Origin of the sequence: Bacillus sp. 275 (assembly GCF_001999205.1) — a bacterium.
GTDB classification, from domain to species: Bacteria; Bacillota; Bacilli; order Bacillales; family Bacillaceae; genus Bacillus; species Bacillus velezensis.
Genome location: NZ_CP019626.1, coordinates 2131871 through 2150868 on the forward strand (window position 1 = coordinate 2131871; position 18998 = coordinate 2150868).

The window sequence follows — 18998 nt, forward strand, 5'->3', positions numbered from 1 at the left end:
CTGGAAAAAAAGAATATGGATTTACAGATGCAGATATGATCAGGTAAAACGGGGGACATGAAATGGATGATATACACCGGATTTTGGATGTCATCGCCACTTCTAAAAAAGCTAAGGTACTGGCTACCATTATTAAAACAGAGGGGTCCGCTTATAAGAAAGAAGGGGCTTCGATGCTGATTTTAGGGGATAAAACAAGAGTCGGAATGTTATCCGCCGGTTGTCTGGAAGAAGATCTCGTTGAACGGTCAGAACAGGTCTGGGCTGCAGGAGAGCCGTTGATTGTCCGCTTTGATATGAGCTCGGAAGACGATTTATCCTGGGGACAGGGCATTGGCTGTAATGGTGTTTTGACGGTTTTACTTGAGCCTGTAAAAGGGGAATTGGAACGAAATCTGATGACAGTCAAGGCATGCTTAGATGAAAAAAAGTCTGTGACCCGAATGAAACGATTCACGGAAACGTTAGAGCCGAAGGAAGAGCTGTACATAGTGGAAGATGGCGAAGTGTTTGGAACCGGGGATGTTATGGAACAAGGCCGTATTCAAAAACTGAGACAGACGGAAAAGGGAATCAAGAGGGATGAACATACCTCTGATTTATTTTTTATCCATCAGATGGTGCCAAAACCTTGTTTATATGTATTCGGAGCAGGGGAAGATGCGAAGCCGTTAGTTTCTTTGGCAGCTGGCACTGGCTTTCATGTGACGGTGATTGACTGGCGTCCCGCTTTATGTCATCACGGCCATTTTCCTGAAGCCGGCCATTTGATTACAGGAGCACCGGAAGAAGTCATGGAAGGTCTGAGCATGACAAAAAGGGATTTTGTTGTCATTATGACGCACAGCTTTCAAAAAGATCAGATCATTTTACATACATTAAAAAACGAGAATGTGTTTTATAAAGGTGTATTAGGCCCCAGAAGGCGCACCGAGCGGCTATTAGGCGGAGCTGAGATTCCGGAGGATATTCATGCCCCTATCGGACTTCCCATCGGGGCACAAGGGCCTGAGGAAATTGCTGTAAGCATTGTCGGCGAGATGATTAAAGAAATGCGAACACAAAGGTCCCGCTTATGAAAACAGCAGCCATTTACCTGGCAGCCGGTACAAGCAGACGCATGGGGACGGATAAGCGAAGTTTAGTTCTCAATGGAGTTTCCCTTGGAAGTATAGCTCTTAAAAATGCCTTGTTATCTGAATTAGATCATATTTTCGTTATTACGGGAAAGGGAGATCCACTGCATTGGCTTTCGGATTTTTTCTTTTTAGACCCCATATCAAGCAAGTGGAGCCAGGCAGAATGTGAGCAAGCGGGTAAAGGCCAAGGCCATTCTATACAATGCGGTGTGAAAAAAGCGGCAGAGTACGAGGCTGACGCCGTTATCATTCTCCTTGCAGATCAGCCGTTTGTCACCGCAGATATCATCAATACGTTAATTGATTCCTATCAAAAGGAGCACCGTTATTTATTTATCTCCGCTGAAAATCAATATCTTCCTATGCCCCCCATTTTATTCTCAAATCAATGTTTTCCGGTATTGCATCAGTTAAAGGGAGATCAGGGCGCCCGGCATGTCATCCGTGAAAGTATGATCAATACGGGAAAAATGATCAGCTTTCAAGACCCTTTGCTTTTTTATGACGTCGATACAGTTGAAGATTATACGCTGCTGCTGAATAAATTCGGGGAGTGAATGAGTTGGAGTATATCGGGAAGAGTGTCATTCGAAAAGAGGCCCTCGAAAAAGTGACGGGTAAAGCGAAATATACGGATGATTTTCAAGAAACAGGCACATTACACGCAAAAATGCTGGTCAGTCCATATGCTCATGCCGATATTGTGTCTATGGACTTTTCAGAGGCTTGGAAGATTCCCGGCGTGAGAGCGATATTGGGTGATGAACCTTTTCCGCTTGCAGGTGAAGAAATTAAAGACAGGTCGCCGATTGCTTATAAAAGGGTCAGATACCATGGTGAGCCGGTTGCTGTTGTTGTAGCGGAAAATCCGATTACAGCTAAAAAGGCAGCGGATGCCATCAAAGTATCCTATAAACCTCTTCCCGTCGTCAATTCCCCCCGTGAGGCCTTTCAAAAGGATGCGCCGCTCGTCCATGAAAATGCGGACCGCTATGAGAAGACAAAAGGTGTATTCCCGGTTCCGAAGACAAATATCGCAAACGTGGATAAGGTTAGAAAAGGAAATATTGAAGACGGGTTTAGGGAAAGTGATGTGACAGCAGAATTCCAGATTTCCTTTAACCCTTCTGATCACGCTGCGATGGAAACAAGATGCTCGATTGTTGAAATTCGGGCGGATGAGGAGATTATCATTACCACATCCTCTCAAGCTCCTTTTGCCATTAAAAAATTAATGCAGTGGTATTTTGGAATCGAACCCGGAAAGGTGATCGTCAAAACGCCTTTAGTAGGAGGGGCGTACGGGGGAAAAGCGGCCGTTCAGTTAGAGGTGATTGCCTATTTGGCATCAAAAGCGGTTGGAGGGCGGCCCGTCAAATTGTTTAATACGAGAGAAGAGGATCTGATCACATCGCCCGTTCATATCGGGTTGGATGCCATTGTCAAATTAGGGGCTGCAAAGGATGGAATCTTAAAGGCGGCGGACATTCAGCTTTTATTTGATGGCGGAGCGTATTCTGATAAAGGAGTGGACATCAGCCGGGCTGCGGTGGTTGATTGTACGGGTCCGTACGCGATCGATCATATACGGTGTGATTCATATTGTATGTATACGAATCATCCATATCCAAGTGCATTCAGGGGCTACAGCCATGCTGAAGTGTTATTTGCCTTTGAGCGGACGATGGATGTATTGGCGGAAAAGCTGAACATGGACCCATTAGAACTCCGCTATAAAAATGCCATTCGCCCCGGTGACACCACACCGACACAAGTTCTTCTCAATTCAAGCACGATCGGAAATGTGCCGAAGTGTATTGAAAGATTGAAGGAATTAATGAATTGGGACGAGGGACAGCGAATTGAAATCGATGGCCGGAAGATACGGGCGAAGGGAATCAGCTGCATTTGGAAAACCTCAACATTTGATACAAATGCAACGTCCGGGGTGATTCTAACCTTTAATCCCGATGGAAGCATTAATTTGATGTCAGGGGTAGTGGAAATTGGAACAGGGACAAAAACAGTGCTAGCCCAAATCCTGGCGGAACGAATGAAAATGGATATAAGCAAAATTCACGTAAAAATGCTTATAGATACACAAACAACACCCGAGCATTGGAAAACCGTGGGGAGCAGAGGGACGTTAATGGCCGGAAGAGCCGTACTGAATGCAGCGGAGGAAGCCATTCGAAAGCTGAAAGACGTGGCATCATGTGTGTTGCGGGTTCCTGTCGAGGAATTGGAAGTGGCCGACGGAAAGGTTTATTTTATAGATCATCCTTCTGTACATGTTGAAATAAAAGACATTGCTTACGGATATACGTTTCCAAATGGAAATACCATTGGCGGCCAAATCATTGCGAGCGGCAATTACACATTAACCCGGATGACGAATTTAGACCGGGAAACGGGAAGAGGAAAGCCGGGACCCGAGTGGGCTGTAGGTGCTCAGGGAATTGAAGTTGAGTTGGATAAACGGGATTATACGTACCGAATTACAAAAGCCTATTCTGTTGTGGATATAGGAACTGTACTGAATGAAAAAGCTGCTAGGGGTCAAGTGATGGGGGGGATGAGTATGGGAATCGCATTTGGAGGAAGAGAAACCTTTGTATTTGATTCATATGGCAGAGTATTAAATCCTCAGCTTAGAACATACCGCCCCCTTCACTATGGAGAGCAGCCTGAATATATCATTGAATTTGTTGAAACCCCGCATGTGATTGCCCCTTATGGAGCGCGCGGAGGCGGGGAACACGGACTGTTGGGGATGCCGGCAGCATTGGGAAATTGCCTTTCCGCCGCTTTAGGTGTCCAATTGAATCAACTTCCTCTCATTCCCGAACGATTATGGAGGACGCAAGAGGGGTGGAAAGATGATACCGTTTGATTTTGATTATTTTAAACCGAAGACCATTCAAGAAACAATCAATCTATTTCACTCGCTTGCGGCAGAAAAGAAAACACCAATGTATTATTCCGGCGGCACGGAAATTATCACGTTAGGAAGGCTGAATATCATCTATACGGATGCGGTGATAGATATGAACGCGCTTCCGGAATTTCAAACCATCCGCTTTTATGAAAATGATCTGGTGATCGGAGCGGGCGTGTCATTAACGAAACTGGAGGAAGAAAATCCATTTCCGCTATTAAGTAAAACAGTAAGTGAAATAGCCGATCGTACGACTCGAAATAAAATCAGCCTGGGCGGAAACATTTGCGGGGGCATCTATTACCGTGAGGCCGTGCTGCCGTTGCTGATTTCTGATAGTTTGATAGGGATTGCAGGGAGAGCGGGGATTCATTACCGTCCCATAAATAAAGTATTTAACAAGGAAATACAGTTGCAAAAAGGTGATTTTTTATTTCATGTCGTTGTCGATCGAGCGTACGTTGACCTGCCATTTGTCAGTATCAAAAGAAGACAGCAGTGGAATGTCGGGTATCCATTGGTGACGGTCTGTGCGCTGAAAAAAGATGATGAGATCAGAATGGCCTTCAGCGGCGTATGTCCATTTCCGTTTCGTTCTGCTGAAATGGAGGCTGTGCTTAACGATAAAAGCCGATCAGCAGAAGAAAGAGTAAGCAGGTCTTTACAGTATGTACCCAAACCCGTTCTTGATGACGCAGAAGGCTCAAGTGAATACCGAATGTTTGTCTTGCAAAATACAATTTTAGATGCCCTACGGGAATTAGAAGGAGGTCCAAATGTCTGATCCTATTACGTTGAAAGTAAATGGCGAGGAAAGACAGATTACGGTCAGGCCGGCTGATACTTTGTTATTTGCTCTTCGTCTTCGTCTCGGATTAACTGGTGCAAAACCGGGCTGCTTAAATGGGGATTGCGGCGCCTGTACGGTATTAACGGACGGGGTGCCGATGAAATCTTGCTTAATGCTTGCGGCAGAAGGGGAAGGAAAGGACATTACGACGATTGAAGGACTGATCAATACGCCGATTCAAAAGGCCTTTATTGAAAAATTCGCGTTTCAATGCGGTTATTGCACACCGGGTTTTCTCATGAATTGTCATGCTTTAGTGAATACTGAGCCGAATGCAAGTGATGACACGATAAAAAATTGGCTGGAGTCCAATATTTGCAGATGTACGGGTTATAGGGAGATTGAAGAAGCGGTTAAATCCGTTTTACATACAGGGAAACCGTAAAAAAAGAGCCCAGAGAATCGGAACTGACCCCATAATATGAGACAAACAAAAAACACCTTCAAGTTTGAAAACGGACCGTTGTTATCCGAAATAAAACTTGGAGGTGTTTTTCTATGAGGGCAAGAGTGAGTTATCCGGTTGAAGTCAAACAGAAGGCTGTAGAAATGAGATTGGCGGGCGTGCCTGTGAAGGAGATCATGCAGGAATTGAATATAAAGAATAAGACGCAGGTGCAGACATGGGTCAGGTGGTATAAAGCTGGGGATACCCACCGATTCGAACAGCCTGTTGGAAAGCAATATACTTATGGAAAGGGTCCGGAGTATTCTTCTGAATTAGAGAAACTCCAGGCAGAGAATCGTTATCTGAGACAACAGAATGAAGTGTTAAAAAAGTACAACGAATTGGAAAGGAAGCTGATAGGGAAACGACAATCAAACTGGTAGAAGAATTGCGCAAGACGATGACGGTACAGGACATCTGTGTCCATTTAGATATTTCACGCACTTCATATTATAGATGGAGAAAGAATCTGACTAAGAGTAATCCTAAGATGCGACTGGAGAAACAAATCGGCACGTTGTGCCGAGAACACAAGTATCGATATGGATATCGAAAAATCACAGCCATACTAAAAAAGAGAATAAGTATTAATCATAAATCTGTTCAACGTATTATGCAGAAAAATCAATGGCAGTGTCGGGTTAAGATGAAAAAGCGTAAAAAAAGTGGGCAGCCATATTCTGTGGTCGATAATATATTGGATCGGAACTTTCAGTCTGATCGCCCTCTTGAAAAACTGGTAACGGACATCACATATTTGCCTTATGGACAGAAACAATTGTACCTTTCCAGTATATTGGATTTATACAATGGAGAAGTGATTGCTTTTACGATTGGAGATAAGCAGGACACAGACTTTGTCTTAGACACACTTGATCAGCTGCCAACACTTCCTGAAAACTGCGTGTTACATAGTGACCAAGGTTCTGTTTATACATCTTATGAGTATCAGAAAGCTGTTAAAACAAAAGGCATTACCATGAGCATGTCCCGCAAAGGGACGCCCGCTGATAATGCCTCCATCGAATCGTTTCATTCCTCACTAAAGTCTGAAACGTTCTATCTTAACAGCATTGATCGAACTACGACCGCCATCGTAGAACGCACTGCCATAGAATACATTCATTATTATAACAATATTCGTATTCAAACGAAACTAAACAGCCAATCGCCGATACAATATCGGCAATTGGCTGTATGAAGGTGTTTTGATCCCTGTCTCAAAAACGGGGGTCAGTCCCAATCATCCCTCAACTCCATATTCTTCACTTCATATACCGATACTCCCGCAGTTTCTCCAAAATCGCCACTTCTTTCATCAGTTCTTCACCGACGTTTGTTTCTTTTACTTTCTTCCGCTCCAGCTCTTTGTCGACTAATCGTTTCACTGTTAAGACGTCGGTTCCGGTGCTCAGCACTTCAGCCTTAGAGTTAAAGTGTTTATGGGCGACGAGCTGCATGCCGTAGGAGTTGTATAAGAGCGTGTAGCCGGCGATGCCTGTTGTGGATTGGTAGGCTTTGGAGAAGCCGCCGTCGATGACGATCATTTTTCCGTTTGCCTTGATCGGATCTTCGCCTTCGATTTCTTTTACCGGTGTATGGCCGTTGATGATATGGCCGTGATCCGGGTTGAGGCCGAATTCCTTCAGGATGTTTCGGCAGGCTGCTTCGTCTTCGCGCAAATAGTAATACGGGTTTTTCTTTTCTTTATGCGTTTCCTTCTCTTTAATGAAGTATCGCTCAAAGGTTGTCATGGCGCGTTTTCCAAAGAGGGAAGAGTATTCGCCTGTCCATAAGTACCAAGTCATATCTGTCGCCAGATCATCGGTTTCTTCCGGATGGGCAAACGCTTCACGTAAGAACCGTTCAAATACATCGAGCAGCTCACGGCCCGCATAAGCTTTATCCTCTATCATCATCGTTTCCATGCTGCCGTTTTCATCGACGGGAATACAGCCGTGAATCAGCAGGTTGCCGTTATATTTTAAATAAAGGCTGCCTTTTTTCATCATAAAATTCATATGGCGGCCCAGCTTTTCGGAGTTCTGAACAGAGAACAGCAGCTTGTCCATGACTTCTGCTTCTTCTTCTAACAGCTCGTCAGGCTGTTTGGGATTCACCGTCGCAAAGCAGGTGTTTTCCAGTTGATATGTTTTTCCGTTCAGCGTGATTTCATTGCGGTCATAATCGATCTTTTCCAGTAACAGCCGTTCCTCCATATTAAAGTTCGGCCGTCTCTTAATAATCGGGCTCTCAAGCTTGAATTGGATCATCGCAATCGCCTGATGAATTTTTGTGATTTGTTTAATCTCATCTTCCGGTCTGTTTTCGTCCGCTTTCGGGCGGAAAGACGGGTTATCATCGTAATATTTTTCGGCAAGGTTCAATAGCGGTCTCAGATTGATGCCGTAAACGTCTTCAATAATATCCAGATTGTCATAGCGGGCACAGATGCGGATAATGTTTGCCAGGCATACTTTTGAGCCGGAATAAGCGCCTATCCAGAGAACATCATGATTCCCCCATTGAATATCCACTGAATGATAGTTGATCAGTTCTTCCATGATCTTATCCGGCTGCGGTCCGCGGTCATAAATATCGCCGACAACATGCAGATGGTCGACCACCAATCGCTGCGTGCTGTAGGCAAGGCCGGTGATCAGCTTATCGGCCTGGCCGAGCGCAATGATCTGTTCTATGATTTCGGAGTAGTATTGTTCTTTGTTGGCGGCTTGTTCTGTTTTGTACAGCAGCTCTTCAGAAATATAAGCAAATTGGGCGGGCAGTGCTTTGCGCAATTTGGAGCGGGTGTACTTGGAAGAACAATAAGAAACGAGCTTAATCATCCGGTGAATCGTTTCTTTATACCACTCGTTTAATGCTTCCTTCGTATCAAAGTCATGTTTGATCAGCTTCAGTTTGTCTTCCGGATAATAGACCAAAGCCGCCAGTTCATCAATTTCTCTATCGTAAATGACGCCGCTGAAAATATCGCGAATCTTCTCTTTTACCCTTCCTGAACCGTTCCGCAGCACGTGCTGGAATGCCTGATACTCCCCATGCAGATCACTGACGAAATGCTCGGTTCCTTTCGGCAGGTTCAGTATCGCTTTCAGATTAATGATTTCCGTGACCACTTTTTCTTCACAATCGTATTTTTGTGCGAGCAGATCTAAATATTTCGTTTCCAATCTCGTCCATCCCCTTTTTATTTACGAGCAATTGTATGATAAAGTGAATTTAAAGTATGACATAATGTTTAAATGATTAGACCTTATATGATAGTACCGCATAACGCCTTTTTGAGACAATGAAAACGGAAAATACGCGCTTCAGGCATCAAAAATTGGACCCGGATAACGCCGTTCAGCTCATCCCTCTATTGACAATTCATTCAAGTTCCATTAAAATAAAAAGTTAGCTGATAGGTATTTCTATCAGAAACTCAATACGTAGCAGGCTATGATTGCTGTGGGTCGAACTACAGCAGGAGCGGCTTCTGGAGAGACCGCGGGTTTTCCGCGGCGCCGAAGGGTTCACAATCTCAGGCAAAAGGACAGAAGAGTACCGAATATGTATTTGTCATGCTGTTGATTGTCAGCGGCGCAGATATAATTTGATATTCTTATGACCATGAGATTGGAGGGCATCCAATCTCTTTTTTTATTGGCTTTTTTTGCTCGTCGTTCACTAGAGAGGTAAGGAGGAGTCAGATGTGGAGCAGCGAGAGCTAAAGAGGGACTTATCGAATCGGCACGTGCAGCTGATCGCCATTGGCGGCACGATCGGCACCGGATTGTTTTTAGGGTCCGGTAAGGCAATTCAGCTGGCGGGTCCTTCTATCATCTTTGCGTATTTTATTGTAGGTATTGCGCTTTTTTTCGTCATGCGGGCGCTGGGAGAACTGCTGTTATCTAAAGCGGGCTACCAATCATTAACGGATATTGCCGAGGCGTATTTAGGACCGCGTGCAGCGTTTGTCACCGGCTGGACCTACTGGTTTTGCTGGATTATGACGGCTATGGCTGATGTGATCGCCGTCGGTGTGTATGTGAAATATTGGTTTGATATTCCGCAGTGGATTCCGGCGCTTATCTGTTTGCTCATTTTATTAGGGCTTAATCTGTTAACGGTTAAGATTTTTGGAGAATTGGAGTTTTGGTTCGCCTTAATTAAGGTAGTCACGATTCTCGCGTTAATTGTCATCGGTGTGGTTCTGCTGGTGATTGGGTTCAAAACGCATACCGGAACGGTTTCAGCGGCGAATCTGTGGGAGCACGGCGGCTTGTTTCCGAACGGATTTTCAGGCTTTTTGCTTTCGTTCCAGATGGTGATCTTCGCCTATGTCGGTGTGGAATTAGTGGGTGTGTCGGCGGCGGAAACGTCAAATCCGAAAAAAAATATTCCGTCCGCTATCAATAAAATTCCATTGCGGATTTTATTTTTCTACGTCGGGGCATTGCTCATTCTTTTATGTATTAATCCGTGGATGCAGCTGAATGCGGCGGAAAGTCCTTTTGTAAAGACCTTCAGCCTGGTCGGCATCCCGTTAGCCGCGGGAATCATTAATTTTGTCGTATTAACGTCTGCCGCTTCTGCTTGTAACAGCGGGATGTTTTCAACAAGCCGGATTTTGTATAACTTAAGCAAAACGAAACAAGCGCCTGCAAGTTTTGCGAAGCTGAATAAAAATCATGTGCCGAGCCGCGCATTATGGATATCGGTTATTGTGCTGTCAGCTGGCGCTCTTTTAAGCAAATTGATACCGGAAGCGGCTTTTGGCATCGTGACAACCATCAGCGCGATTTGTTTCATTTGGGTGTGGGGCGTGATTCTGGTCTGTCATATCAGATACAGGAAAACCCGTCCGGACTTACATGCAAGCTCGTCTTTCAAGGCGCCGTTTGCGCCGTTTATCAATTACGCCGTGCTGGCGCTGTTTGCCGTCATTCTGGTGATTATGCTGTTTGCGGATGCAACGCGCCCGGCTTTGCTGCTGACGCCGCTGTGGTTTATTGGATTATTTCTTATCTATCGGGCGAGAGGGAGAAAGACAGATTGAATTGCTTCAGACGGTGTACTGCCATGCAGTATGCCGTTTTTTGTTTTGATTGGAAAGCGAGAATATTTGTTAGGAATCAGGCTATAATGATTGTATAATTTAAAAAAGTGTATAATTTTAAATTAAGCGAGGTGATAATATGAAGTATGAGAAGTTATCTAAGCTTTTTTATAAAACGGATGCTGATTCATATGAAAAAGAATTTAAAAAGAGAACAAGCAGCTATGGCAGTTATTCAACATCATTAAACATACGGGGGTTCCGAAAAGGCCGATCCACGGACGATTCATTTGAGCTATTTTATGTGAATACACATAAACTCATGAAGCTGAATAATGAAGTGTTGTTAAACAGTTCCAAAATTTCATCCCTTATCAGTCAGCTCCCTGAATTTGCTGTCAAACCTTATTTTGATAAATTAATTATTAATGAAGCACAGAGTAATAATGAAATTGAAGGAATCCGCAGTACAAAAAAAGAATTGAAAGAGGCTCTTAAAGCGTTAGAACAATCCGAGCCCTCACATAAGCGGTTTGTCGGGTTGATGAAAACATATCAATTTATAGACCGAATTCCGTCGTTTACAAGCATTCATGACTTTAGGGAATTATATGACGAGCTGGTCGCAGATGAAATCGGAACAGAAGATGCGCCGGATGGTGAGCTATTCAGAAAAGGCTATGTTGAAGTGAACGATGGGAACATGACCACCCATATCGGCGTTAATTCTGAACAAAAGATAACAGAAGCGCTTGAGGCTTTAATTGCTTATCTTCATGATGAAACACATCCCCAGCTGTATCGTTACATGACAGCTCATTACTACTATGAATACATTCATCCTTTTTATGACGGCAATGGAAGAACAGGACGCCTTATCGTTGGGAGTTATTTGTCCCGATACTTAGAAAAATATTCAGCCATCACTTTTTCTTACGCAGTTAATAAGAACAAAGATAAGTATTATAAGGCATTAGAGGAAATTCCCGCACCTTTAAACCGGGGAGAGCTGACTTTTTATTTAATGGATATGCTGGAATTGCTTCTGTCAGGACAAAAAGGAATTATTGAGGATCTTGAATTTAATTTAATGAAACTGAAACGAATTAGGAACTATATTGATAGCGATCAATGGGCTGATTATAAAGATGAACGTGATATTTTTAATATCATTATCACGATTAATGTATTTGTAAATGATCAGGTTACGCTGTCGGTGCAAGATTTAATGGAGCTCTCAAATAAATCGAGACATAAAATTAACAGAGTAATGGATTATTTAGAACAGCAAGGATTTGTTGAGCTGGTAAGCAGAAGGCCAAAATCTTATAAAATCAGCGAGGATTGTTTAGAGGAAATACTGCCTTCTTAATTAGTATATTTAAAAAAGCCGCCATTCATATGGCGGCTTTCACATTAATTCCGGATCAAATAATCAAATGCGCCTAAAGCGGCAGTTGCACCTGATCCCATGGAGATAATGATTTGGTTGTACGGGCCGTCTGTGCAGTCCCCTGCGGCAAATAGGCCGGGAACGCTTGTCGCGCCGCTCTTATCGACGATGATTTCGCCGATGCGGTTGCGTTCGACCGTTTCGTCTAACCATTCTGTATTAGGCACGAGGCCGATTTGGACGAATACACCTTGGAGTTCAACGTGTTTTTCTTCGCCTGTTTCACGGTCAACGAACGTAATGCCGTTTACGTTTTGGTCGCCTGTGATTTCTTTCGTTTGTGCATTTTTGTGCACAGTGACGTTTGGCAGGCTGTAAAGACGTTTTTGCAGGACTTCGTCTGCTTTCAGTTCAGGCGCGAATTCCAGCACAGTCACGTGATTGACGATACCTGCAAGGTCAATCGCCGCTTCGATTCCGGAGTTTCCGCCGCCGATAACGGCTACGTCTTTGCCTTCAAACAATGGTCCGTCACAGTGCGGGCAGTATGCAACACCTTTGTTTTTGAACTCTTGCTCACCAGGTACGTTGACATTGCGCCAGCGGGCACCTGTTGAAAGGATCACTGTTTTACTTTTCAGTACAGCGCCGTTTTCGAGTTCAAGTTCGAAGAGGTCTTTTTTCTCAAGGCGTTTCGCGCGCTGAAGGTTCATGACGTCAATATCATAATCTTTCACGTGCTCTTCAAGGCTTGCAGCGAGCTTCGGTCCTTCAGTCGCTTTAACGCTGATGAAGTTTTCGATGCTCATGGTGTCGAGTACCTGGCCGCCGAAGCGTTCAGCGACGACACCGGTGCGGATGCCTTTACGCGCCGTGTAGATCGCCGCGCTTGCGCCGGCAGGTCCGCCGCCGACAACAAGAACGTCAAACGGCTCTTTGTCGGCAAACTCAGACGCATCTGCGCCGCTGCCCATTTTTGCGAGAATCTCTTCGATGGTCATACGGCCGCTTCCGAAAGATTCACCGTTTAAGAATACAGTCGGAACAGCCATGATGTTTTTGCTTTCCACTTCTTCTTTGAATGCCGCGCCGTCAATCATTGTATGAGTGATATTCGGGTTGAGCACGCTCATCATGTTTAATGCTTGGACGACATCAGGGCAGTTGTGGCACGTCAGGCTGATATAAGACTCGAAGCGGTATTCTCCGCTGATGTTCTTAATCTGGTCAATGACCTTTTGATCAGCCTTAGGCGCTCTGCCGCTGACTTGAAGCAATGCCAGCACTAATGATGTAAATTCGTGGCCGAGAGGAACACCGGCGAATGTAACGCCTGTGTCTTCTCCGGTACGATTAACGCTGAAGCTCGGTGTTCTGTTTAATTCAGTTTTTTCAACTGAAATTTTAGATGACATGGAAGCCAGCTCGTCAACGAGAGCCAGCATGTCCTTAGAAGTGTCATCGTCACCGGCGCTTACTTTGAGAACAATGTCGTTCTCAATTAGCTGCATGTATTGATTTAATTGTGCTTTGATATTTGCATCAAGTACCAATGGAATGCACTCCTTAGATTTTACCTACCAAATCAAGGCTAGGTGTAAGTGTTTCGCCGCCTTCTTCCCATTTAGCCGGGCAGACTTCACCTGGGTTTTGACGAACGTATTGAGCTGCTTTTACTTTGTTTACAAGGTTGCTTGCGTCACGGCCGATACCGCCTGCATTGATTTCAACTGTTTGGATAACGCCATCAGGATCGATGATGAATGTTCCGCGGTCAGCAAGACCAGTTTCTTCGTCAAGAACGTCGAAGTTGCGGGAGATCGTTTGAGATGGGTCACCGATCATTGCGTAAGTGATTTTGCCGATTTTTTCAGAGCTGTCATGCCAGCCTTTGTGTACGAAGTGAGTATCTGTAGAAACAGAGTATACTTCAACACCTAATTCTTTCAGTGCAGCGTATTGTCCTTGAAGATCTTCAAGTTCAGTCGGGCAAACGAAAGAGAAATCCGCTGGGTAGAAGCAGAAAACGCTCCATTGACCTTTCAAATCTTCGTTTGTTACATCGATGAATTCACCGTTTTTGAAAGCTTTTGCTTCGAATGGCAGTACTTCTTTTCCGATTAAAGACATAATATCTTCCTCCTGAAATGTGATTTGAAATATATTAAAAAGACAAAGCATTCACTTTATCTTTCAATAATAATTCTAATTATATATAGATTATTAAATAACATTTATTTTTTGTCAAGCTATATGGGGTATTATTTTCTGCTTTTTTTGCTTTAGATGTTTAAAAACGCCTGGTATAAGCGGTTTGGCGCTGTTTGTCATATTTAGCGCCGGGCGAAAGGGGGATTCTCAATTGGTGAATCGAAACAGTAGGAATCAACCCTTCTATATGGCAGTATAAACCAAAGGGGGTATGATCATGCAAATAAATAACATTACTTTGTACAGTTGTGCGTTGGAGGAGACGAAACACTTCTATGAACGGGTGTTAGGTTTTCCTTTAATTGATGAGTCCGGTGATTCGTTTACCATCAAGGCGGGAGAAAGTGAGTTGGAATTCAGGCGCGCCGATTCTCACTCTCATCCTACGTATCATTTCGCGTTTAACATTCCGAATAATCGTTTTGATGAGGCGAAGGCGTGGATAAAGGATAAAGTCGTTTTTCAAACGGAAGATGGGGAGGATGAGGTGTATTTCTCTCATATTCAGGCGCGTTCCTTTTATTTCAAAGATCCGTCCAACAATCTGGCGGAATTCATCGCGAGAGAAACATCGCCGCCAAGCGCGGAACATTTTTCGATTGAGTCCGTTCTGAATATCGGCGAGGTGAATCTGACGGCTGCCGAAGTCGTATCAACCGGGAGAAAGCTGCAGCGTTTCGGCATTCCGGTGAGAAAGCATGCGCCTCTTAGGGAAAACGGGTTTCATTTTATGGGTGATTACAATGATGGGGCGTTTTTGCTTTTAGGGCCGAGCGGCCGCCGCTGGATTTTTTCTGATCAGCATGCGGAGTTCCATCCGCTGTCTGTCGTTGTGAACGGGACGATCCGCATTGAGGCTGACGGAAAGGGCGGCATTGACATCAGGCGGGCACAGCCGTCATAAAAAAAGCCCGGGCTCAAAAGGCCCGGACTTGAGGTCGTTATTTATAGACAACACGGGTGCTGCACATGATGTCGTGCAGCGTTTTTTTCTCTCCGAAGGCGCCCATGATGAATCCGATATAAAGAATAAGCTTAGATATGATATATGCGAAAGCGCGTCCGAAGGCCTGGCCGATGGAAATCCGTCCGCCATCTTCATTGACGACCTTAAGGCCGAGCAATGCTTTTCCCAGTGTCCCCTGCATCTTTGAGGCCGTGAGCAGGCTGAAATATAAGATACTGATCACAAAAGAGCTCGCAAGAATCGGGATGACGCCGAACACCAGAAAAGAGATGTTAAACTGATTTTCGGTCATGAAGGGGTCAGCCGCCGCAACGCCTGCCGCAAATAAAAAAGAGACCATAAATTGAATGATAAAAATCGGAATTCCTATGATGATTTGATCAATGACGTAAGCCAGAAACCGAATCCAAAATCCTGCCGGTCTTTCCATGTATCTTTTTCTCTCCCTTGCTTTAATCTGGAATATTATACGTAATCATTCCGGATTTTGCAACGGAGCTTAAGCTTTTGCGAGCAGCCTCTTTCCCCATGCCAAGCGTCCCATGATCAGCCCGAAAGCCAGAAGGGCAAACATGATGCCGCACCACATCAGCTGATGGATTCCCAAATGTGAAATAAACCAGCCGCCCGCCGCCGTTCCGATGGTGATGCCGAGGTTGGAAAAAGAGACAAACAGGCTGTTGCCGAATTCGGGCGCCTCCTTTGCTTCCGCAGTAAGCCAAGTCTGGCTGACAATGAGACCGCCGGAATGAACGGCGCCCCATACGAAGACGAGGACGGCCATCGGCGCGAAAGACGTCCCAAACCCGTATATGAGCAAGTAGGCGGCTGTATAAAGAAGCGGAAACAGAATGACGGTCTTTTTCATATTTTTATATAACAAAGCGCCGAAGACGAAATTTCCGGCTATCATAATCACCCCGAAGCTCATCAGCATGAAGCTGACCCATGTGCCGTTCATATGCGACACCCGTCCGAGATACTCCGCAAAATAGCTGTAGACAGAAAACATGGCCGCAAAGAGACAGGTGACGGCAGCGATATTGAGCCACAAAGCCGGTTTGCGAAGGATGCCGAGCTGACTTCTGAAAGACATTTTTTCTGTGACCGGCATGGATGGCAAAAAGAGAAGAATGCCCGTGAATGCGATGAGACTGATGATAGCGCCGAATAAGAAGGCGGCTTCAAGGGATAGACGATCCGCCAGATAAGACGTGAAAGGCACGCCGAACGCAAAGCCGGCGGTGATGCCTGAAAAGACTTTCGTTACGGCTTTTCCGGATTGGCCGGCGGGGACAAGCCGGGCCGCGGCCGCAAGCGCTACAGAAAAGAACACCGGGTGGCATAAAGCCGGAATGATCCGAAACGCCAGCATGACACTGAAATGCGCCGTATACGCGTAGACCGCATTTGAAACGGCAAACATCAGCACCGCCAAAAGCAGAATGATTTTCCGGTTTATGCCTGAAGCAAGCAAGGTCAAAAACGGTCCCGACACAGCGACGATGAACGCGAAAATACTGACAAGCCATCCCGCTTTTGAAGCAGAAATATGAAATCTGTCCGCCACTTGCGGAAGAACGCCGATAATGCCCATCTCGGTCGTGATAATCCCGAAAACCCCCAGTGCCAAAAATAGAATGAAGATGGAGCTGCTTTTTTTCATTGTTATGTATTCCTCCTTTTATAACTACATATACAGAAAAATAGATATGTTAGAACAAAAAAAGCCCTCCTTTCATGGTTATAGCTGGTGCTGAACATAGTCAGCAAAGGCTTTAATTTGTTTTTCATTCCTTCTGTAATAGGTCCACTTTCCGATTCGTTCGGATTCCAGCAGGCCGGCTTTTTGCATGGTCAGCAGGTAGCTGGAGATGACGGACTGCGCAAGCCCCGACTTTGCCTGAATATCACCGACGCAAATTCCGGTGCGGAAACTGAGTCCCTGCTCAAGATAAGGTCTTTCATCAAAATGGTCTTCCGGGTGTTTAAGCCACGTCATAATATCACTTCGTGTTTTGTTAGATAGCGCTTTATGAATCAATATCGGTTCCATAACGTTTATTATATCTATTTTTCTGGATTTGTAAATTCGTTTTTAACAAAACATTCTCAAAATAACTAAATATCGTGCTAAAATATAACATATTATCAGATTACCGGTAAAAAAGCCGGGTTATTGTCAGGAGGATATTCACATGAATCAAAAGAAAAAAGGTACGGTTGCGGTGACCTTGCTTTCCGCTCTGCTGTTTTGTTTATTGCCGGTCCTCGTCTCGCTTTCTCCGCTTGCAGAAACGGGGCCGAACGCAAATCGTTTTAATTCCGCGGGCATGTGGGCCGCCGTCGGCCAGATCCTTGTTATATATGCGGTTCCGCTCATTATGTATATTCTCGGTATTCGTGTCATGAAAATCATCATGGCCGTTTTTTGCGGAATCGGGCTTATCATTTGCGCGGCTGTCTTGTTGGTGACGTTATTGACCGCAATTTCCTTAGGGCAGGAGCTGTCTCTTTATTACGGCCTTTTCGTTTGGTCAGGCGCGGCTTTTATCGTCAATGTGGTGTGGTATATTGCCGCGTTTCGATCATCCCCGAAGCATCAGCAGGCTATGTGACATTTGTTCTATAAATCTACCGAAAATACAAATATTTCATAGGTTAATTATGGTATGATCGAAGTGATATAGCAGCTTTTAATAGAAACGGGAGGAACTGACATTGAAAAAAAAGACAGCTTCATTGCGAATGAAAACATTGGCGGCCGGCGCTGCGGTTGCTGCGGCTTTATCTGTGGGAGCGGTTTCTGATTTGCCGGGGGCAAAATGGCTGCATCCGGCGGCTGCTCAAGCCGCGGAAACGGTATTTAAACAAAATCATGCGGCATCCGGTTTCTTGGCGGGACGGTATGACGCGCAGGCGATGTCTCCGACGATGTTCAACTGGTCAAGAGAAAGCCGGTTTACAAGCACTGCCGATGGCGCGTTAAAATGGGAAAAGAATGTCCCGGCCACCCCTCAAAACGGTGCGGGAGCCGCGGTTGACGGGGACGGCACCGTATTTATTCAATCAAAAGACGGGAAGCTGACGGCGTATCATCCGGACGGTACTGTGAAATGGGTGACGGAAAACCTCGGGACGACCTATACGCTGACTCCGGTGCTCGGAACAAACGGTGTCATTTATCTTCCATCTCACGATAAAAAACTGTATTTCATCGACAAAGAAACCGGAACCATTTTAACTTCAGTTCCGCTGAGCGGAGCGCCTAGTTCCGATGCGGCTATCGGATCTGACGGCACGCTGTATGTGTCGACGCTGGATAACTATATCTATGCGATTAAACCGACGTCGCCTTCGACATGGACGCAAAAGTGGAAGTTTAAAACAAACGGCGTGGTCGGCTCCGCTCCCGTGTTAGCGTCAAACGGCACGCTGTATACGGCAACGTACAATAATATCTTTTACGCAATTAATTCCGGAACGGGCCAAGTGAAATGGTCAAAAACGACGTCCAACGGGTTTAAAGGCTATCCGGTTATTGATAGAGACGGCACCGTTTACGCCGGAAACCAGGACGGCAACTTATACGCCTATACATCAACGGGTGCTGTAAAGTGGACGTTCCCGTTAAACGGTTTCTCCAGCTCTTCATTAGCGATCGACCATAACGGCAATGTGTATATCGGTTCCGGAAGCGGCGAGCTGTTTTCCATCAGCAAAACCGGCAATATGAACTGGTCTTTCTATACGGACGGGCCTGTGAGAACGGCGCCGCTGATTGATGCGGACGGCAATGTGTACTTCGGTTCTGACGATAAAAATGTCTATGCGGTTGACGCTGACGGTAATGAAAAATGGCGCTATCAAACAGACAGCAATGTCATTTCCTCCCCGGTTCTGGCTGAAGACGGCACGCTCTATGTCGGCACTTATACGAAACTGCTCGCATTCGGGGCAAAAAAATAATAAAAAAGAATCCGCGTCATC

The 18998-nt window shown here is 45.2% G+C and carries 17 protein-coding genes and 1 riboswitch; of the genes, 11 read left to right on the forward strand and 6 right to left on the reverse strand.

Annotation, left to right across the window (positions count from 1 at the left end):
* Positions 1–62: 62 nt before the first annotated feature.
* The 6 genes from BZ167_RS10235 to BZ167_RS10260 all read left to right on the forward strand — a co-directional run bounded on the left by BZ167_RS10235 (position 63) and on the right by BZ167_RS10260 (position 6576).
* Positions 63–1079, forward strand: a complete 1017-nt coding sequence (locus BZ167_RS10235; RefSeq protein ID WP_077392048.1) for an XdhC family protein — start codon at positions 63–65, stop codon at positions 1077–1079.
* Complete coding sequence (locus tag BZ167_RS10240; RefSeq protein ID WP_077392049.1) at positions 1076–1696, forward strand: NTP transferase domain-containing protein; 621 nt, start codon at positions 1076–1078, stop codon at positions 1694–1696. The genes BZ167_RS10235 and BZ167_RS10240 overlap by 4 nt, the downstream gene beginning before the upstream one ends.
* Before the next feature lie 5 nt (positions 1697–1701).
* Complete coding sequence (locus BZ167_RS10245) at positions 1702–4032, forward strand: xanthine dehydrogenase family protein molybdopterin-binding subunit (protein ID WP_077392050.1); 2331 nt, start codon at positions 1702–1704, stop codon at positions 4030–4032.
* Positions 4019–4861, forward strand: coding sequence for an FAD binding domain-containing protein (locus BZ167_RS10250; RefSeq protein ID WP_039253227.1), 843 nt, complete (start codon positions 4019–4021; stop codon positions 4859–4861). The genes BZ167_RS10245 and BZ167_RS10250 overlap by 14 nt, the downstream gene beginning before the upstream one ends.
* On the forward strand, positions 4854–5312 hold the full coding sequence (locus BZ167_RS10255; RefSeq protein ID WP_015418586.1) for a (2Fe-2S)-binding protein: 459 nt from the start codon (positions 4854–4856) through the stop codon (positions 5310–5312). The genes BZ167_RS10250 and BZ167_RS10255 overlap by 8 nt, the downstream gene beginning before the upstream one ends.
* 113 nt (positions 5313–5425) lie before the next feature.
* A protein-coding gene (locus BZ167_RS10260; protein ID WP_156886065.1) for an IS3 family transposase occupies positions 5426–6576 on the forward strand; the annotation gives its coding sequence in 2 pieces (ribosomal slippage) (positions 5426–5699 and positions 5699–6576; 1152 coding nt in all).
* A 64-nt stretch (positions 6577–6640) separates the two neighbouring features.
* On the opposite strand, the gene fbp is transcribed toward BZ167_RS10260, so the two are convergent.
* A complete protein-coding gene (gene fbp / locus BZ167_RS10265) occupies positions 6641–8566 on the reverse strand; it encodes a fructose-1,6-bisphosphatase (protein ID WP_014419314.1) in 1926 nt (641 codons plus the stop codon).
* 298 nt (positions 8567–8864) lie between these two features.
* Positions 8865–8945, forward strand: a riboswitch (glycine riboswitch).
* Positions 8946–9090: 145 nt separating this feature from the next.
* Here fbp and BZ167_RS10270 point away from each other — a divergent pair.
* Together BZ167_RS10270 and BZ167_RS10275 are read left to right on the forward strand one after the other, a co-directional pair.
* Positions 9091–10437 (forward strand): amino acid permease, encoded by a 1347-nt coding sequence (locus tag BZ167_RS10270; protein ID WP_007614904.1) that lies wholly within the window; start codon positions 9091–9093, stop codon positions 10435–10437.
* A gap of 139 nt (positions 10438–10576) precedes the next feature.
* The gene (locus BZ167_RS10275) at positions 10577–11809 is read left to right on the forward strand and encodes a Fic family protein (RefSeq protein ID WP_077392051.1); all 1233 of its coding nucleotides are present in this window, start codon (positions 10577–10579) and stop codon (positions 11807–11809) included.
* Positions 11810–11853: 44 nt separating this feature from the next.
* Here the strand turns inward: BZ167_RS10275 and ahpF are convergent, their stop codons facing one another.
* Positions 11854–13383, reverse strand: a complete 1530-nt coding sequence (ahpF, locus tag BZ167_RS10280) for an alkyl hydroperoxide reductase subunit F (protein ID WP_007614902.1) — start codon at positions 13381–13383, stop codon at positions 11854–11856.
* Between the two features lie 13 nt (positions 13384–13396).
* Positions 13397–13960, reverse strand: a complete 564-nt coding sequence (gene ahpC, locus BZ167_RS10285; RefSeq protein WP_004393188.1) for an alkyl hydroperoxide reductase subunit C — start codon at positions 13958–13960, stop codon at positions 13397–13399.
* Positions 13961–14258: 298 nt separating this feature from the next.
* Here ahpC and BZ167_RS10290 point away from each other — a divergent pair, with 298 nt between their 5' ends.
* Complete coding sequence (locus tag BZ167_RS10290) at positions 14259–14945, forward strand: VOC family protein (protein ID WP_061890913.1); 687 nt, start codon at positions 14259–14261, stop codon at positions 14943–14945.
* A 37-nt stretch (positions 14946–14982) separates the two neighbouring features.
* Here BZ167_RS10290 and BZ167_RS10295 read toward each other — a convergent pair whose 3' ends face one another.
* The 3 genes from BZ167_RS10295 to BZ167_RS10305 form a co-directional block, all read right to left on the reverse strand.
* The gene (locus BZ167_RS10295; protein ID WP_014419310.1) at positions 14983–15438 is read right to left on the reverse strand and encodes an RDD family protein; all 456 of its coding nucleotides are present in this window, start codon (positions 15436–15438) and stop codon (positions 14983–14985) included.
* A 69-nt stretch (positions 15439–15507) separates the two neighbouring features.
* Entirely contained in the window at positions 15508–16674 is a 1167-nt protein-coding gene (locus BZ167_RS10300) for an MFS transporter (RefSeq protein WP_077392052.1), read from the reverse strand.
* Between the two features lie 78 nt (positions 16675–16752).
* Entirely contained in the window at positions 16753–17064 is a 312-nt protein-coding gene (locus BZ167_RS10305; protein WP_015240918.1) for an ArsR/SmtB family transcription factor, read from the reverse strand.
* Between the two features lie 142 nt (positions 17065–17206).
* Between BZ167_RS10305 and BZ167_RS10310 the strand changes: the two genes are divergently transcribed.
* Positions 17207–17626, forward strand: coding sequence for a DUF5391 family protein (locus tag BZ167_RS10310; protein ID WP_017418531.1), 420 nt, complete (start codon positions 17207–17209; stop codon positions 17624–17626).
* Between the two features lie 130 nt (positions 17627–17756).
* Positions 17757–18977, forward strand: coding sequence for an outer membrane protein assembly factor BamB family protein (locus tag BZ167_RS10315; protein ID WP_098082008.1), 1221 nt, complete (start codon positions 17757–17759; stop codon positions 18975–18977).
* Positions 18978–18998: the final 21 nt, after the last annotated feature.

What these genes read in the sequence shown, in the direction of transcription:
- ahpC (WP_004393188.1), bottom strand. Translation starts at nt 13,960, where the DNA reads ATGTCTTTAATCGGAAAAGAAGTACTGCCATTCGAAGCAAAAGCTTTC.
- BZ167_RS10240 (WP_077392049.1), top strand. Translation starts at nt 1,076, where the DNA reads ATGAAAACAGCAGCCATTTACCTGGCAGCCGGTACAAGCAGACGCATG.
- BZ167_RS10255 (WP_015418586.1), top strand. Translation starts at nt 4,854, where the DNA reads ATGTCTGATCCTATTACGTTGAAAGTAAATGGCGAGGAAAGACAGATT.
- BZ167_RS10290 (WP_061890913.1), top strand. Translation starts at nt 14,259, where the DNA reads ATGCAAATAAATAACATTACTTTGTACAGTTGTGCGTTGGAGGAGACG.
- BZ167_RS10295 (WP_014419310.1), bottom strand. Translation starts at nt 15,438, where the DNA reads ATGGAAAGACCGGCAGGATTTTGGATTCGGTTTCTGGCTTACGTCATT.
- BZ167_RS10250 (WP_039253227.1), top strand. Translation starts at nt 4,019, where the DNA reads ATGATACCGTTTGATTTTGATTATTTTAAACCGAAGACCATTCAAGAA.
- BZ167_RS10300 (WP_077392052.1), bottom strand. Translation starts at nt 16,674, where the DNA reads ATGAAAAAAAGCAGCTCCATCTTCATTCTATTTTTGGCACTGGGGGTT.
- BZ167_RS10310 (WP_017418531.1), top strand. Translation starts at nt 17,207, where the DNA reads ATGAATCAAAAGAAAAAAGGTACGGTTGCGGTGACCTTGCTTTCCGCT.
- BZ167_RS10315 (WP_098082008.1), top strand. Translation starts at nt 17,757, where the DNA reads ATGAAAACATTGGCGGCCGGCGCTGCGGTTGCTGCGGCTTTATCTGTG.
- BZ167_RS10305 (WP_015240918.1), bottom strand. Translation starts at nt 17,064, where the DNA reads ATGGAACCGATATTGATTCATAAAGCGCTATCTAACAAAACACGAAGT.
- BZ167_RS10235 (WP_077392048.1), top strand. Translation starts at nt 63, where the DNA reads ATGGATGATATACACCGGATTTTGGATGTCATCGCCACTTCTAAAAAA.
- BZ167_RS10275 (WP_077392051.1), top strand. Translation starts at nt 10,577, where the DNA reads ATGAAGTATGAGAAGTTATCTAAGCTTTTTTATAAAACGGATGCTGAT.